This window comes from Vibrio sp. R11-SG3-ISO3-SZ (assembly GCF_059834345.1).
Genome location: NZ_JCBDGX010000089.1, coordinates 31795 through 48570, shown reverse-complemented (window position 1 = coordinate 48570; position 16776 = coordinate 31795). Strand labels below are relative to the sequence as shown.

The 16776-nt window shown below is 49.1% G+C and carries 15 protein-coding genes; 9 read left to right on the top strand and 6 right to left on the bottom strand.

Features of this window, described 5'->3' with window-relative positions; translation table 11 throughout:
* Window positions 1–240 precede the first annotated feature (240 nt).
* The 4 genes from ylqF (at window position 241) to AC6R1O_RS11365 (ending at window position 3805) form a co-directional block, all read left to right on the top strand.
* Entirely contained in the window at window positions 241–1185 is a 945-nt protein-coding gene (gene ylqF / locus AC6R1O_RS11380; protein WP_487903378.1) for a ribosome biogenesis GTPase YlqF, read from the top strand.
* A 19-nt stretch (window positions 1186–1204) separates the two neighbouring features.
* On the top strand, window positions 1205–2188 hold the full coding sequence (locus AC6R1O_RS11375) for a CobW family GTP-binding protein (protein ID WP_500637674.1): 984 nt from the start codon (window positions 1205–1207) through the stop codon (window positions 2186–2188).
* Between the two features lie 131 nt (window positions 2189–2319).
* Window positions 2320–2739: a Zn(2+)-responsive transcriptional regulator gene (zntR, locus tag AC6R1O_RS11370; RefSeq protein WP_500637675.1), complete on the top strand. Its 420-nt coding sequence runs from the start codon at window positions 2320–2322 to the stop codon at window positions 2737–2739.
* Window position 2740: 1 nt separating this feature from the next.
* On the top strand, window positions 2741–3805 hold the full coding sequence (locus tag AC6R1O_RS11365) for an SO_0444 family Cu/Zn efflux transporter (RefSeq protein ID WP_500637676.1): 1065 nt from the start codon (window positions 2741–2743) through the stop codon (window positions 3803–3805).
* On the opposite strand, the gene AC6R1O_RS11360 is transcribed toward AC6R1O_RS11365, so the two are convergent.
* From AC6R1O_RS11360 to AC6R1O_RS11345, 4 genes are all read right to left on the bottom strand, one after another.
* A complete protein-coding gene (locus tag AC6R1O_RS11360; protein WP_500637677.1) occupies window positions 3802–4989 on the bottom strand; it encodes an MFS transporter in 1188 nt (395 codons plus the stop codon). The genes AC6R1O_RS11365 and AC6R1O_RS11360 overlap by 4 nt on opposite strands.
* A gap of 371 nt (window positions 4990–5360) precedes the next feature.
* Window positions 5361–6404, bottom strand: a complete 1044-nt coding sequence (locus AC6R1O_RS11355) for a GMP reductase (RefSeq protein ID WP_334551741.1) — start codon at window positions 6402–6404, stop codon at window positions 5361–5363.
* A 455-nt stretch (window positions 6405–6859) separates the two neighbouring features.
* Window positions 6860–7795, bottom strand: coding sequence for a porin (locus AC6R1O_RS11350; RefSeq protein WP_500637678.1), 936 nt, complete (start codon window positions 7793–7795; stop codon window positions 6860–6862).
* A 206-nt stretch (window positions 7796–8001) separates the two neighbouring features.
* Complete coding sequence (locus tag AC6R1O_RS11345) at window positions 8002–8442, bottom strand: Lrp/AsnC family transcriptional regulator (RefSeq protein WP_500657053.1); 441 nt, start codon at window positions 8440–8442, stop codon at window positions 8002–8004.
* Window positions 8443–8548: 106 nt separating this feature from the next.
* Here AC6R1O_RS11345 and AC6R1O_RS11340 point away from each other — a divergent pair, with 106 nt between their 5' ends.
* Together AC6R1O_RS11340 and AC6R1O_RS11335 are read left to right on the top strand one after the other, a co-directional pair.
* A complete protein-coding gene (locus AC6R1O_RS11340) occupies window positions 8549–9133 on the top strand; it encodes a LysE family translocator (protein WP_500633557.1) in 585 nt (194 codons plus the stop codon).
* Between the two features lie 172 nt (window positions 9134–9305).
* Window positions 9306–10076, top strand: coding sequence for a siderophore-interacting protein (locus tag AC6R1O_RS11335; protein ID WP_500633556.1), 771 nt, complete (start codon window positions 9306–9308; stop codon window positions 10074–10076).
* Here the strand turns inward: AC6R1O_RS11335 and AC6R1O_RS11330 are convergent, their stop codons facing one another.
* Complete coding sequence (locus AC6R1O_RS11330) at window positions 10077–10967, bottom strand: LysR family transcriptional regulator (protein ID WP_500657052.1); 891 nt, start codon at window positions 10965–10967, stop codon at window positions 10077–10079. It lies immediately after the preceding gene.
* A 179-nt stretch (window positions 10968–11146) separates the two neighbouring features.
* Here AC6R1O_RS11330 and AC6R1O_RS11325 point away from each other — a divergent pair, with 179 nt between their 5' ends.
* The 3 genes from AC6R1O_RS11325 to AC6R1O_RS11315 all read left to right on the top strand — a co-directional run bounded on the left by AC6R1O_RS11325 (window position 11147) and on the right by AC6R1O_RS11315 (window position 14993).
* Window positions 11147–12295: an S-(hydroxymethyl)glutathione dehydrogenase/class III alcohol dehydrogenase gene (locus AC6R1O_RS11325; protein ID WP_500657051.1), complete on the top strand. Its 1149-nt coding sequence runs from the start codon at window positions 11147–11149 to the stop codon at window positions 12293–12295.
* A 66-nt stretch (window positions 12296–12361) separates the two neighbouring features.
* Complete coding sequence (gene fghA, locus AC6R1O_RS11320) at window positions 12362–13210, top strand: S-formylglutathione hydrolase (protein ID WP_334551735.1); 849 nt, start codon at window positions 12362–12364, stop codon at window positions 13208–13210.
* A 73-nt stretch (window positions 13211–13283) separates the two neighbouring features.
* On the top strand, window positions 13284–14993 hold the full coding sequence (locus tag AC6R1O_RS11315; RefSeq protein WP_500657050.1) for an RluA family pseudouridine synthase: 1710 nt from the start codon (window positions 13284–13286) through the stop codon (window positions 14991–14993).
* 81 nt (window positions 14994–15074) lie between these two features.
* Here the strand turns inward: AC6R1O_RS11315 and AC6R1O_RS11310 are convergent, their stop codons facing one another.
* A complete protein-coding gene (locus AC6R1O_RS11310; RefSeq protein ID WP_500657049.1) occupies window positions 15075–16775 on the bottom strand; it encodes a glycoside hydrolase family 13 protein in 1701 nt (566 codons plus the stop codon).
* Window position 16776: the final 1 nt, after the last annotated feature.

The window sequence follows — 16776 nt, the reverse complement described above, 5'->3', positions numbered from 1 at the left end:
CTAAAAGTCGCGGTAAATAGGCCGCGACTTTTTATTACATCTCCACATCCCGATTCAGTAAAAAGCTCGCTAGCCATAACGCTGAGTAGAATAAAATGGTAACATCGCGCCAATAGATAAAGGTGTATTGAGCAAGCAGACACATCGTCAGCCCGCGGTATCAGCGCCAAACCTGAGATGAATGGGGTGACTCATTTCTCATCTGGCTCAAGCACAAAAGAGTAATTACAAGGTATTCAAATGGTTAACAACACAATTCAATGGTTTCCTGGCCACATGCACAAAGCGCGCAAGGAGATCGAAGAAGCCATTCCGCAAGTGGATGTCATTATTGAAGTGCTCGATGCTCGTATCCCGTTTAGCAGCGAGAACCCGATGATCTCTCAACTACGCGGAGAGAAACCTGTGGTTAAAGTGCTCAACAAGCGCGATCTTGCCGATCCTGAGCTCACTCAATTGTGGATCGAGCACTTTGAGAAAGAGCACAACGTGAAGGCGATGGCCATCACCACACAAAATCCCCAAGAAGTACATAAAATCCTCGAGCTTTGTCGTAAGCTGGCGCCGCATCGTGAAGAGATCGGCAAAAACGTTCGTACCATGATCATGGGCATTCCCAACGTTGGTAAATCGACCATCATTAACACACTGGCTGGTCGTGTTATTGCGCAAACCGGCAACCAGCCTGCCGTCACTCGACGCCAACAACGCATCAACTTGCAAAATGGCATCGTACTGTCTGACACGCCGGGAATTTTGTGGCCAAAAGTTGAAAACCCGCACAGTGGGTTCCGACTCGCCGCAACGGGCGCTGTGAAAGACACGGCAATGGAATACGATGAAGTCGCATTCTACACCGTTGAGTACTTAGCCAAAGCGTACCCAGAGCGCTTAAAAGAGCGTTACCAAATTGAAGAGTTACCAGAAACCGATATTGAGCTGATGGAAGAGATCGGTCGACGCCGCGGCGCATTGCGCACAGGTGGGCGCGTGGATCTGCACAAATGCTCAGAAATCCTTTTGCATGAGCTGCGCGGCGGAACACTGGGTCAATTGACTCTGGAGCGCCCAGAGATGATCACTCAAGAGTTGATCGAAGTCGAAATCGAAGCGGCCCGCAAAGCAGAAGAAAAAGCGAAGAAGAAAGAAGAGCGTCGTAAACGTTACCTGAAAAACAAACGCTAAGGCGTTTAGGAGAGTATCGATGAGAGTTCCCACGAATATTATTACCGGTTTTTTGGGTACAGGAAAAACCACCGCCATTTTGAATCTGCTCAAAGAGAAACCGGCAAACGAGCATTGGGCGGTATTGGTCAATGAATTTGGCGAGATAGGGATTGATGGCGCACTGCTCACAGACCAAGGCGCACTTATCAAAGAAGTACCCGGCGGCTGCATGTGCTGTGCCGCTGGCGTGCCAATGTCGGTGGCGGTCACGGCACTGTTGCGTACCCAACCAGATAGGCTAATCGTTGAGCCTACGGGCCTGGGGCACGCGCACAAAGTACTGGCTACCCTCACCTCTGCGCAGTTTGCTGATTACATCGATTTGAAAGCGACCATCGGGCTGGTCGATCCGCGCAATCTCTCTAAGGATAAATACACCAGTAACCAGAACTTTATTGATCAACTGGCCATTTCCGACATCATTATTGGCAACAAGGTTGATCAATGTCAGGTCAGTGATGTGGATGCCTTCAACGATTGGGTCACGGTTCAGACACCACCAAAAATCTACAGTCAGTTGGTGAAACAAGGTCGCTTCCCTATTGAGTTACTCGATAGCCAGCGCCGCAATAAAGCGCCGTCGAGCGCGCCAATGGACGCTCATCACCATGAACATGCCGAGCAAGAGCCTCAATTCGCCCTTGCCCCCGATCAAGTGATGACTCGCAAAGAAAACCAAGGCCAAGGTTACTACAGCTGCGGCTGGATTTTCGGTGCTGAAGTCACCTTTAATTTTGATGACCTCTTTTCAGTGCTGTCTGATCTTACCGCTGAGCGCGTCAAAGGCGTGTTGAATACCAACAATGGCAGCTTCGCGTTTAACGTCAGCAATGGCGTGGTTTCCGTCAATCAAGTCAGTTTGGAGGGATTTGAAAGCCGCCTAGAAGTCATCGACAGCCAGTTATTACCTTGGCAACAACTTGAAGACGTCTTGGTTAGTATCTCTAGCCTCAAAGCATAACGAGTCGCTGCCAGTGGTAGCGCTGGTGGCCTCTTCTCGCCTTTTTCTCATCCTAGAATAAACCTCTTGACCCTGTAGCCAACTACAGGGTTTATAATCACGCCATGATTTCTTCAACATGGCTTATCAACATGGAACGGTTAACCCGCGGTCAGTTGGCCAAACAACTGAACATCACCATTGAAGCAATACGATTTTATGAGCAGCAAGGGCTACTAAAGCCACAACGTGCCGCCAACGGCTATCGTCAATACGATAGTGACTGCGTCGCCAAGCTCTCGTTTATTCTGCACGCAAAAGAGTTGGGGTTCACACTAGAAGACATCCAAGAGCTGCTCTCCATCCATATCAAGCCTGAGCAACATACCTGCCAAGAGGTAAAGGGTATTACGGAAGCTAAGCTGGACGATATTGAACAAAAGATACAGCGCCTGCAACACATGCACGATGCGCTGCAAGTGATCAATCAGCGTTGTTGTGGCGGCGCCCATGCGGCAACACACTGCACCATACTCACAGCACTTGCGCATACAAAGCCCGAGGAGAGATAGCATGAGCCGAATTGATACCTTTTTCATGACGTTGCTTGATTTATGGCTCGACTCCGCCTTTTGGATTATTGTCGGCCTCATCGTCGCGGGCATCCTAAAAAGCTTGATGAACACAGACAAATTGGGGCTGCTATTCAGAGGTTCTGGCTTGTGGCCTGCGGTAAAAGCGACAGTATTAGGCGCGCCATTGCCTCTGTGCTCATGCGGCGTGATCCCTGCGGCTTTGGGCCTTCGACGCGCTGGCGCCTCCAAAAGCTCGACGGTCGCTTTTTTGATCTCGACACCAGAAACGGGCGTTGACTCCATCTCCATCTCATACGCGTTACTTGGGCCATTTATGGCCATTATCCGCCCTATTGCCGCAATGAGTTCTGCATTAGTCGCAGCGATACTCGTGCTAGTAACAGACAAAGAAACGCAACCCGCGACACCCTCTCAGCCAAGTAACAACCATTGCTCATCAAGCTGCTGTAGCAGTAAGCCAGTGGAGAGCAGCCCTACCTCATGGACAACACGGTTTTGGCAAGGTCAGCGATTTGCCTTTACCGACTTGATTTCCGATCTCTCTATCTGGTTAATTATAGGGCTAACAATGTCCGCGTTAGTCGTGACTTTTATTCCTCCTGAATCTCTAGGTGAACTTAGCCGCGGCCCTTGGGCGATGCTGGTTATGGCTCTGATTGGCGTCCCTATGTATATCTGCGCGTCAGCCTCAACGCCTCTCGCAGCAGGCTTTATGCTTGCGGGTGTCTCCCCTGGCGCCGTGCTTGTCTTTTTACTTGCAGGCCCTGCCACCAACATGGCGACATTGGGTGTGGTTTATCACCAGCTAGGCAAGCGCGTTCTTGTGAGCTACCTGATCGGTGTTGTGGGCGTGGCAATGGTGTTTGGATATATGACGAACGCGTTAGTGGATACGCTCGCCATCGACATCCAAACGCAACTCGACAGCAGCAGTCAGCTTATCCCAGAGAGACTCGTTTGGTTAAGCGCCATCGTATTATTGATTGCGATCTTCAGAGACATCTACAAGCGGTTTCAGCCGTTAAATAAACGCTTGGCCTAATCCACAACCAAACATCCTTTGCGGGTCGTTAGAAGAGCAAATAGCGCACATAAAAAGGCCGCAAAAGCGATAATGGTGAGTGGCAATGACCAGGTTTGAGTCTGAGAGTAAATCATGCCAACAATAGCGGGGCCAACAGCCGCAAGCGCATAACCTATTGATTGGGCCATACCTGACAACGTCGCCGCTTGTGCTGAGGTCCCGGATATCTGCCCCAAAATCGACAAAGCGAGAATAAAGGTAGAACAGTTGCCCAAACCAAACACGCCAACCCAGAAGATAGCCCACTGAGGAAACAGCATTAGGCCAGTCACACCTACCCCGTTTAAAAGCGCAGCACCGACAAATAAAGGCGCAATACTTTTGCTTCTAGCCATGATAGGAATGAGCAGCAACCCCGGAAACATAGTCGAAAACTGCAAAAAGCCATACACATACCCCGCTTCTAACTCGCTGTAACCCAAAGCCGCGAGAATTTTTGGCAGCCAGCCTGCAAACGTGTAAAAAATAAAAGAGTTCAAACCAAGCGCAAACGTGAAGTACCAAGCAATAGGCTGGCGCATAAGCTTGTTTAATGGGTAGTAATCTTTGCTACTCGCAGTGCTGCGAGTTTTGCTTTCCGCTAACCTTGGCAACCAAAAAGCCAAAGCGAGCACAGGAAAAATCAAATTTCCCGCCAATGCGACTCGCCAACCGATAGAGATGTCATCAATAACGTTGGTGACAGGCACCATGACCGAAGCGCTCAGTGTCGAGCCAATACCCATCGATATACCATACAGTGCAGTCACTGTCGCAATTCGGCCGGGAAATGACGCCTTGATGATTGCCGGAGCCAACACATTGCCGATTGCAATGCCAAGGCCGATAAGCGTTGTTCCAATGAACAACCAGTAAAAGTGCCCAAAAGAGCGAGATACTACACCAACCGCGATCAAAACTAACGCAAAACAAATCGACTTCTCTAAACCCAGTTTGCTGCCAAGCTTGGGACACCAAGGAGACGCCAACGCAAACATGATCAACGGCGTTGACGTAATCACACCCATACTGACCGCTGAAATCTGTAACGAGTCCATAATTTGCGAAATGAGCGGAGCTAAGCTGGTGAACGGTGCGCGTAAATTGATAGAAAGCAGCAGCACGCTAATCATCAACAAAGTCGTGTTTTTTGATTTGAACATCGGTTTCAAACTTTTTAGCAGGAGAGATAACGTTGAAATGTCTTATCTTACGCTTTTAACTGGCAATAGCCAGAAGGCGAACAAAATGCGCGTCGAGAATGGCAGCGTACCCTAGATAAAAACTCAAGCCGGAAAGATGGGTCTTCGAAAATGATACTTGTGGTAATGTGCGGCCGATAAACTGGGAAATGGATATTCTGAGAAATGTCTAATAATGCATTGCTCAGAATAAAAAACCATACCTGTGGCAAACATCGTTAAGTGTTGTACACTTTATAAAACGTTTGAAGGTATGGTTGTTTCTATCTCAACGTATGCTTTCGTAAAATCAATATAGGGTTGTTTTTACAATCTATTTCAAAGTGCTTAAATCACTCTTTCCCGAATACGTTGTTTTCTTGTTCTTGTACACGAATAAACGTCGTGCGTTTCGTTAACTCTTTAAGCTTTGCTGCGCCTACATAGGTACACGTTGAGCGCACACCACCAAGGATGTCAGAAATGGTGCCGTGAACACTGCCGCGGAATGGTAGAAGTACGGTTTTTCCTTCCGCTGCGCGGTACTGTGCAACGCCGCCTGAGTGCTTGTCCATGGCTGACTGAGAAGACATGCCGTAGAACTTCATGAAGGTTTTGCCGTCTTTTTCTACCAGCTCACCGCCTGATTCTTCATGACCCGCGAGCATGCCGCCGAGCATGACAAAATCGGCACCACCACCGAACGCTTTGGCTACGTCACCGGCGCAAGAACAGCCACCGTCACCGATGATCATGCCGCCAAGGCCGTGCGCTGCATCCGCACATTCGATGATGGCGGAAAGCTGCGGGTAACCCACCCCCGTTTTCACGCGAGTAGTACACACCGAACCCGGGCCAATACCCACTTTGACGATGTCGGCACCGGCTAGAATCAACTCTTCACACATGTCGCCTGTAACGACGTTACCCGCAGAGATGGTCTTCGTTGGGAATGCTTGGCGCACTTGCTGGACAAACTCCACCAAATGCTCAGAGTAGCCATTTGCGATGTCAATACAGATAAATTCCAAGTCATCGCTGAGGGCGAGAATTTGCTGCGTCTTTTCGAAATCACGCTGTGAAGTACCCGTTGAAACAAACACTTTATTGAGCGTTTCTGGTGTGGCATTGGCGACAAACTCAGCCCACTGCTCAACAGAGTAGTGCTTGTGCATTGCCGTCATCACGCCGTGCTCAGCAAGTGCGGTTGCCATTTCAAAGCTGCCGACAGAGTCCATATTGGCAGCGATCACAGGCACGCCAGACCATTGACGGCCACTATGCTTGAATGTAAAATCGCGGGTTAAATTTACTTGAGAACGACTTTTTAGGGTAGAACGTTTCGGGCGAAACAGGACATCTTTAAAGCCTAACTTAAGTTCTTGTTCGATACGCATGGATTACCATTCCTTTCTCTTCAAATCGGAGTGTCGGTGCGTTTTCGGTACGCTTTGGCAGAAGCGTGACTGAGTTTCGGACACAAAAAAACCGGAGCGTTGGCAGACGCTCCGGTTTTCAGCATTATAGGTTGTGATTTGTTTCCTGCAAGACTGATATTGTTAGATTTTTTGTGATACAGTTCGGTTAAGTTGCATACCTAAATTCCCTACCCTTCAGATCTATTCTTAATTTTTCATTATTAGTCAGTTGGTTAACAACACCTAGCCAAACGTTTGCTTTTATCGCTCGCTCATTTCCAGCGCACTCATCTGGGTTATTTCACCTTTTCCACTCACACCCTGAGCCACGGATATTCAAAACAGACGGCATTTCTTGCTCAAATTTCAGGCAAAAAAATGGCCAAGCACGGAGCTTGACCAAATGGGTAGACAAAACTGACGTTGTTTTGTGATTAGAAATCGTAACGAATACCGGCTTGTAGTTGGTCGTCTTTGTTATCGATTTGTTCGAAACGGTAACCAGCGTAAGTACGTAAATTGCCGTTGAACTTGTGCTCAACTTCTAGCGCAAAGTGATCCACAGAATCTTCATTAGCCACTTCTTGGTAGTTGTAAACTGCAATTAAAGACGTTTTACCCAATTTATACTTAGCGCCGAGTTCGTACATTGAAGCGTCAACTTCTACGTTACTTACAACTTTGGTTCCATCACCGTAAATAGCAGCTAACGTCAGAGAATCCACTGAGTAACTCGCACCAATGTTATATTGATCTTCAGAAAGACTACCTTGATCTTGAGAAGTGTAACCAAGGCCCAAATCAAGACCAAAATCTAAGCTGTATACCGCAGAAATGCCGAAACTATCGTTATCTTTTTGATCAGATGCGATGTAGTTCGCTTTGATAGTCAAAGCGTCGAAGTTCCCTGCGTAAACAAAGTTGTTTTCTCGTTTATCTTTGTTAGCACCGATTAGATCTGCGGCAGCTTCATCGAAAGTATTCATTAGATCGGTAAAATCTGTGATTTGAACCTGAGCAGAGTCCTGCTTTCCGTAAGAAAACTCACCGAACTTTGTACCAATACCTGCAAAGATATAACGATTGTCGATAGTTTCACTATCGCCTGGTTCTACTTGTGCTTCATATTTACCGAAACCGTAAAGCTCTTCGGATAATTCAGTTTTTCCTTGAAAGTTGAAACGTGCACGCGATTTATCTTTGAAAGAACTGTCTGATGCCGATTCATTCTCATCGGAGATGTTGAAACGGGCTTCCGCACGGCCACCAACCTTCAACTCTGTTCCTTCTGACTTATAAACAGTCGCCGCCAATGCGGAACCTGAAGTGAGAACCGCCAACACTGCTGATGCTAGAACTGCTTTATTCATCTTACTTACCTTTTTTAATCAAAGAGCTTCATTGCTCAAACCAATTCAATGGCGACTAAGTTAGTCAGACTCTATGAAGGTTTCATGGCTCGTCGATGACACTTTGGTGGCAGTTCTATGTAATAATGATGACAAAACCTTATTTAAAATCAGTCAATTAATTAATGTTAAATAGAAAAATGTAGATTTAGGCTGAAAAATAGCCACTATCGTTCATCTTTAGGAGAGTCCATCACCACCATGGTGGATATGGAATTGACTTGTCGGCACTCACCCAGTACATCCGCGTGAAATTTTTTGTAACTGGGCAGATCTTTCGCCTCGACTCTAAGCAGATATTCGTTCGATCCTGTGATGTTGTGGCACTCCACCACTTCATCAACAAACCTGACATGATCTTCAAATTCCAACTGGGCTTGCTTGCGATGACTGGCTAGCCCAATCGACACGTAGGCGACAAAGCCAACACCCAACTGTCCATTATCGAGCACCGCGCGATACCCTTTTATCACCCCTCTTTTTTCCAACTCTTGCACACGTCGCAAGGTTGCTGAGGCTGAGAGCCCAATTCGCTCAGATAGCTCTACATTGGATATTCTTCCGTCATTTTTTAACTCACGCAATATTCTGTCGTCGTATTTATCCATTTTGATAATTCATATCTTTTGGTGGCGAATTTACACAAATAAAAACACACAATTGCTCGCACGACAACATACGATAAGGATTCGTTTCTTGATTAAGGATTGCATCATGTTACTGGATCAAGTGATTGCGCTGACTCTGTTCGCGTTCGTTTCTACCTTTACCCCGGGGCCCAACAACGTCATGTTAATGACCAGTGGCGCCAACGTCGGCTATCTAAGAACGCTGCCGCATATCGCAGGCGTGGTGTTCGGCTTTGCGTTTATGGTGCTACTAGTTGGGCTCGGGTTGACGCAAGTTTTCATCACCTATCCAGCGCTTCATCAAGGATTAAAGTGGCTCAGCTTACTCTACCTTGGTTACCTCGCGGTAAAAATTGCATTGAGCGGACAAGTCTCCAGTCAAGAGGCGTATAAACCGCTGACTTTTCTCAATGCCGCCGGGTTTCAGTGGGTCAATCCCAAAGGTTGGTCAATGGCACTGACGGCGGTCACCCTCTATAGTAATGGAGGAGGTGTGTGGGAACTGTTGGTGATCTCCAGCGCATTTATGCTCGTGAATTTCCCCTCTTGCTCCTTCTGGGTATTGGCAGGCAAAGAGATGCAACGCTGGTTAACCAGCACCACGCGCGTGCGCGTGTTTAACATCACGATGGCACTGCTGTTGATCGCATCTACCCTACCGATGCTGTGATTCATCTCAACGCTGTTGGTGCGGATGTGCTTTTGGCTAATTTACATCTTTCGAATGTAAATTTAGTTAAAGAGACTGACATTAACGAGGTTGAGCTGTTAATCTTAAATGCGAAAAAGAATAATTATCGACAACTACTGTCGCGCTCAACCTGATTGTAAGAGTCCTCATTATGAAGAAGCCTTCACCAAAACTGCTTACTGTTGTATCAACAGAGACCATCACGCCCAATATGCAGCGCATCGTATTGCACGGCGACGCCTTAAGTGACTTTCCCCATGACTGCGATGGCGGTTACATTAAACTACTGTTTAACGCAGAAGGTGGCACCGATCTCACTTCACAACAAGAAGGTCAGCGCCCCATCATGCGTACCTACACCATTCGTCACTTTGATGCGGCCGCACACACTCTTGAAGTGGATTTTGTTCGTCACGAAACTCGCGACTTAAGTTGCGGCTTTGCGGCGCGTTGGGCGATGTCCGCTCAGGTGGGCGATAACATCTCAATTGCCGGCCCTGGCACCATTGCGCCTATTAACACAGATGCCGACTGGTTTTTTATGGTCGCCGATATGACTGCGCTCCCTGCTCTGTCCGCCAAAATCAAACAACTGCCTGAAGACGCACGCGGTTATGCGGTGATTCAGGTTCAATCCGAGCAAGATAAACAAGCCTTAACGATACCCAGTCACTTTAATGTACTTTGGGTCACCGAAGGCAAGCCTTTGGCAGAGCATGTCAAAGCGCAACCTTGGTTAGCAGGTCAAGCGTCCATTTGGTGTGCCTGCGAGTTTGATTCGATGCGCCAACTGCGACAGTATTTTAGAAATGAGAAAGAGGTGGACCGCGACTTCATCTACATCAGCAGTTATTGGAAGCAAGGTGTCTCAGAAGATGGCCACAAGCAAATTAAAAAGCAAGACGCCGATAGCCTCGCCTAGTTACTCACTAACCGGCTCGCGCTGTGCGAGCCTCTCTGCCAGAAAATCAATCACAAGGCGAACCTTGGACGACAAATTTCGATTGTGGGGATACAGCGCCCAAATGCCTTCTCGGTCAACGCGATAATCGGTGAGCACTTCAACCAATTGGCCCGATTCTAAATCCTGTTTGACGTAGTAGTCGGGCAGTTGAATCAAACCAAGGCCGCGCTTTGCCGCACTGCGCAGCGCAAAACCAGAGTTACAGCGCACTCGACCCGAGACTTTAATCGCTCGCTCTCTCGTCCCTCCGACAAACCGCCAATGATCCAGTGACCCAACCAAGCAACTGTGATTCACCAGTTCAGACAAGGTATGCGGCTCGCCATAGCGCGCCAAATAAGCCGGTGAAGCACAGACGTGAATTTGCCGAGATGACAGCCGCTTGGCAATCAAACTGGAGTCTTGTAAGCGGCCAAGGCGCACGGCGATATCAACGCCTGATTCAATCAAATCCAACGTTTGATTGGTGAGATTTAAGTCCAGATCCACTTGCGGATAGTGCTCCAAAAACTCATTAAGGATCGGCGCGACATGCGACTCACCATAGGCCACTGGCGCAGTGATTTTCACAATGCCTTTTGGGCTCGATTGCATTTGTGTCACAGAGAGCTCTGCCAATTCAAGCCCTTCGACCAGATGCTTGCAGCGCTGAAAGTACAATTGCCCCGCTTCGGTGAGCGAGACTTTACGCGTAGTGCGGTTAAGCAGTTTAACCGCTAGCCGCTCTTCAAGCGCAGCGACCTTACGGCTGACTTGCGCCACAGAGGTATTCAATTTTTTGGCCGCGACAGTAAACGATTGATGATGACCCACTGCGACAAACTCGTTCACCCCTTCCCAATTCGCCATGACTCTCTCCTCATTTAAACTCGCCAATTATTACATATACGTAAAAATCATTTGCAAATCCACCTCATTATCAACAAAAGCGAAACAGTATAAGGTAGTAATGAAATAGGACGCTGCAGCTTTCGCTATTGTTGCTAGGCTTAGAGCGTCTGCCCACTGCTAAAAAAGAGGAATACCCGATGGCACTTGATATTAAACCCGGTCAGGAATTCATTAAGTCTAAAGCCGCTGTGGCTTGGGCGGCTGGCGAGCCACTGAAAATGGAAGAAGTAGATGTCCAACTGCCGAAAAAAGGCGAAGTGTTGGTGCGTATCGTGGCGACGGGCGTATGCCACACCGATGCTTACACGCTCTCAGGTGACGATCCAGAGGGGGTATTCCCCGCGATTCTCGGTCATGAAGGCGGCGGCATTGTCGAAATGGTTGGGGAAGGCGTAACGAGTGTTTCCGTCGGCGATCACGTCATTCCACTCTACACCGCAGAATGTGGTGAGTGTAAGTTCTGTACCTCGGGTAAAACCAACTTGTGCCAAGCGGTACGTGAAACACAAGGCAAAGGTTTGATGCCGGATGGCACCACGCGCTTTTACAAAGATGGCCAGCCTATTTTCCACTACATGGGCTGCTCAACCTTCTCTGAATACACTGTGCTTCCAGAGATTTCACTGGCGAAAGTCAACAAAGAAGCGCCGCTTGAAGAGGTGTGCTTGCTCGGCTGTGGCGTCACCACAGGTATGGGCGCGGTTTTAAATACGGCGAAAGTACAAAAAGGCGATACCGTCGCGATTTTTGGCCTCGGTGGTATTGGTCTTTCGGCAATCATCGGAGCACGCATGGCGGGCGCGGGTCGTATCATTGGTATCGACATCAACGAGAGCAAATTTGATTTGGCCAAGCAACTGGGTGCGACGGATGTCATCAATCCACAATCCTTTGAGCGCCCCATTCAGGAAGTGATCGTCGAAATGACGGATGGCGGTGTCGACTTCTCTTTTGAGTGCATTGGTAACGTCAATGTGATGCGCTCTGCACTCGAGTGTTGCCACAAAGGTTGGGGGGAGTCAGTGATCATTGGTGTGGCCGGTGCAGGCCAAGAGATCTCAACCCGTCCATTCCAATTGGTGACAGGTCGTGTATGGCGCGGCAGTGCCTTTGGTGGCGTTAAAGGCCGCTCTGAGCTGCCCGATATTGTTGAGCGCTACCTAGCGGGTGAATTTGGCTTGCAAGAGTTCATCACGCACACCATGGGCCTAGATGAGGTCAACCACGCGTTTGATCTGATGCATGAAGGTAAGAGCATTCGCTCTGTCATCCACATGGATAAATAACCCGCCCGCACACTCATCATTCGTCTGCCGTCACACTGTGGCGGCAGCCAACGTTAGGAGCATACGATGACCTTAACTAACCTATCGCAAGCCAAAGTGGCCCAAGGCTGGCACAAGCAATATAGCCATGACTCTGAGGTGCTAAACTGCACCATGCGTTTTGCACTATTTTTGCCGCCCAATGCCAGTGCCACCTCGCCTGTACCCGCTTTGTATTGGCTCTCTGGCCTCACCTGTACTGACGAAAACTTCATGCAAAAAGCCGGTGCGTTCAAAAAAGCGGCCGAACTTGGCCTGGCAATTATCGCACCCGATACCAGCCCAAGAGGTGACGAGGTCGCCGATGACCCAGAGTACGACCTAGGGAAAGGCGCCGGATTCTACCTCAACGCTACACAGCCACCGTGGAAAAAGCACTATCAGATGTACAGCTACATCACCGAAGAGTTGCCGACCCTGATTGAATCACACTTCCCCATCTCCTCGCTGCGCTCCATCTCTGGCCACAGCATGGGCGGACACGGCGCGTTGACGATTGGCCTGAAAAATCCGCATCTGTACCAGTCGATTTCCGCTTTTAGTCCGATTTGTCATCCGATTCATGTCCCTTGGGGACAAAAAGCGTTTCAGGCGTATCTCGGTTCAGATGTCGAAACATGGAAGCCATACGATGCGTGTGAGCTATTGAAATCTGGGCCATCACCTTTGCCTATCCTTGTCGACCAAGGTGATGCGGACAACTTTTTAAACGATCAACTCAAACCAGAGATGCTGTTTGCCGCGGCAAAAGCCCATGACAGCCATTTGGAACTGCGCATGCAAAGTGGCTATGACCACAGCTACTTCTTCATCTCGAGCTTTATTGATGATCATCTCGAGTTTCACGCTAAGCACCTCGCTTTGATTGACGCGTAACACGCTCTCGCTGGCATTCAAACGCTAATTCGGTACAATCGGCGCCAGATTGAATCAAGAATGAATGCCAGCCATGCACCAACCGGACTCGCTGTTTACTCGCTTTGAACCAGCGATAGATACCCGCACACTACCTGAGAAGTTCACGTTCCCCTTCTACTACCAGCCGCATCCGCTGTGCGTGGCAGCGGCTGCGCAGTTGCAGCAACACTTGATGAGCCAAACCCAGTGGCAGCATGACTTTGGTGTTTCGCCAAACGGCGCTCTGAAGAGTGATTCTGCAGCAGTGCAACACTCGAGTGGAAAAATGTTTGGTGTGTTGTTAGTGCGCTCACCGCAAGGTGAGATTGGTTTCTTTTCTACTTTTTCAGGCAAAATTGCTGACCAAAACCTTCTGCCCGGTTTTGTCCCGCCCGTCTTTGATATGCTCGCGGAAGAGAGCTTTTTCCGCCGAGAATTAGCGCAAATCACCGACATTAATGCGCAAGTCACCGCTTGGCAGCAAAACCACGATCTGACACCGCTCATAGAGGAGCTCACCACGCTCAATCAGACGTTCTCCAAAGAGGAGCACTCTCTGAGAAAAACCATGATCACGCGCCGCGCTGAGCGCAAAGCAGAGCGCCAAACCCTACAAAGCGAGCCACACAGCGCCGAGCAGCAAGCGCGCCTCGATGAATTAGCAAAACAGAGTGTCGCGGATAAAAACCGCCTCAAGTATCTAAAACTGGAGTGGGAAGAGAAAACGACAGCATTACAGCGACGCATTGACGAACAACAAGCGCAGTTAGACGCGTTAAAACAAAAGCGCAAAACGCTCTCAAACCAACTGCAACACAAGTTGTTTGACCACTATCAGTTTCTCAATGCACGCGGTGAATCGCGCTCACTCAATGCAATTTTCGCCCCAACCACCACCCCGACGCCTCCTGCTGGCGCAGGCGAATGCGCTGCGCCGAAACTGCTCCACTACGCGTATCAGCATGGTTATACGCCACTGGCTATGGCGGAGTTTTGGTGGGGAGTGTCACCCAAATCGGAAATTCGCCAGCACCGACATTTTTATCCATCGTGCAACAGTAAGTGTCAACCGATTCTCGGCCACATGCTGCAAGGGCTAGAGGTGGATGACAATCCACTAGAGCAAAACTGGGCCGAAAACCTGCCCCTCGACATTATCTATGAAGATGACGCCATGGTGGTGGTCAATAAGCCTTCTGGCCTACTTTCAGTCCCGGGTAAAACCATCACAGATTCCGCCTATACGCGTTTGATTGAGCGCTACCCTGAGTGTGAAGGGCCGTTTGTTATTCATCGATTAGATATGGCGACCTCTGGGCTTTTGGTGTTCGCTCTCACGCGCCGTGCGAACAAAAGCCTGCAAAAACAGTTTATCTCTCGCCAAGTACAAAAACGCTACATCGCGCTACTCGATGGCCAAGTGCCTGGCAATGAAGGGGAGATTTCGCTGCCGCTACGAGGCGACCCAGACGATAGACCACGCCAACTGGTTTGCTTTGAACACGGCAAACCGGCGTTAACCCATTGGCAATTAATTGAACAACGCGATGGGCGCAGCAAGTTACGGCTTTACCCAAGAACAGGACGCACCCATCAATTGCGCGTCCACTGTGCCCACCACCTTGGCCTCGCCATTCCGATTGTCGGTGATGCGCTCTACGGCCATAAAGCTGATCGTCTACATTTGCATGCCGAGCGATTGGAGTTTGAGCACCCTTACACTAAAGAGCTGCTCATCTTCGAAGCGCCGTGTGAGTTTTAAGTAAAAAGCCGCATAGCGTTGATGCTATGCGGCTTATGAACTCACGCTATGGCAGTGAGAATGAAGGCGCCAAACGCCCACTTAAACGCATGCCGTAATCTCCATCACCACTGCTTGATACGGCGCTAAGGTTAATCCATCAAGGTTAAATTCCGCTTGCGGATAGTTGTTGATCAGCACTTGTTTGGCTTGATACGGATAGCGGCGTTCTAAGGTTTGATCAGTAAAGTTCGCCACAACCAACAGAGCGCGGCCGCTTTGCTCATCTTGCCTCACATAGGCGTACACTTCACTGTCTTGCGGGTCGAGCAATGTGTGACGGCCATACACCACCACATCACCAAACTCTTCACTTTTACGCAGCGCAATCAGGGCGCGGTAGTGGTGGTAAATCGAGTTAGGATCAAGCACCGCTTGCGCCGCATTGATCTCTGGATAGTTGTCATTGACCGGCAACCACGGTGTCCCGGTGGTGAATCCCGCATTGGCCGCATCTTCCCACTGCACAGGCACTCGGGCATGATCGCGTGAGAAGTCGTTGAGAAACGCCAATGCGTCTTGCTCTGCCATGCCACGCTCCATCATTTTTTGATAATGGAACTTGGCCATCAAATCGTTAAACTCCTCGATACTGGCAAAGTGCTTGTTGGTCATGCCAATTTCTTCGCCTTGATAGATGTAGGGCGTGCCGCTCATCATGTGCAGCACCGTACCGAGCATTTTCGCACTGATGACTCGATATTGCGGCGAATCACAACCGTAGCGAGAGACGGTACGCGGCTGATCATGATTGCTCCAATAGACGCTGTTCCAGCCTTTTTGATACAAATCGTCTTGCCAACGTGCCATGATCTCCTTGTACTGCACCAGATCGAACGGCTTTTTCACTGCGTTATGCTCTTCGCGATCAATGCTGACGTGCTCAAATTGGAAAATCATGCTGATCTCTTTGCGATCAGGGTGCGAATAGTAGCGGCCATCTAAGGTCGTCGTGAAGGGCGTTTCGCCTACCGTCAACACATCGTAATGCTGAAGTACCTTCTCATGCATTTCACGTAAGTACTGGTGCACCAACAGGTTATTGGACCAATGTTCCCAGCCTGCGACACCGGCATCAAAAATGGTCGCATCGGGAAAATCAGATGGCTTACCAATCATGTTGATCACATCCATGCGAAACCCGCCAAGCCCCTTTTTGAGCCAAAAATGCATCATCTCATACACAGCTTCACGCACTTCTGGATTGGCCCAGTTGAGATCCGGCTGGCGATTGCTAAACAGGTGCAAATAATACTGGCCAGTATTCTCATCCAGTGTCCACGCTTTGGGCTTAAAGAAAGACTCCCAGTTGTTGGGTTCACTACCATCGGGTTTGGGATCTTTCCAGATGTACCAATCGCGCTTAGGGTTATCCTTGCTGCTTTTCGATTCAATAAACCAAGGATGTTCATCAGAGGTATGGTTCACCACCAGATCCATCACAATCTTGATGCCGCGTTTGTCCGCTTCTGCCAACAACCTGTCCATGTCCGCCATGGTGCCAAATTCTGGTGCGATCTGCTGATAGTCTGAAATGTCGTATCCGTTGTCATCCATCGGTGACTTGTAGACAGGACTAAGCCAAATCACATTGGCTCCGAGCTCTTGAATGTAATCCAGTTTGTCGATGATGCCCGGAATATCGCCAATACCGTCCCCATTAGAATCATTAAAGCTTCTTGGGTAGATTTGGTACACCACGGCATCGTGCCACCAGCGTTTTTCCAGTTGTCCCGTCATCATG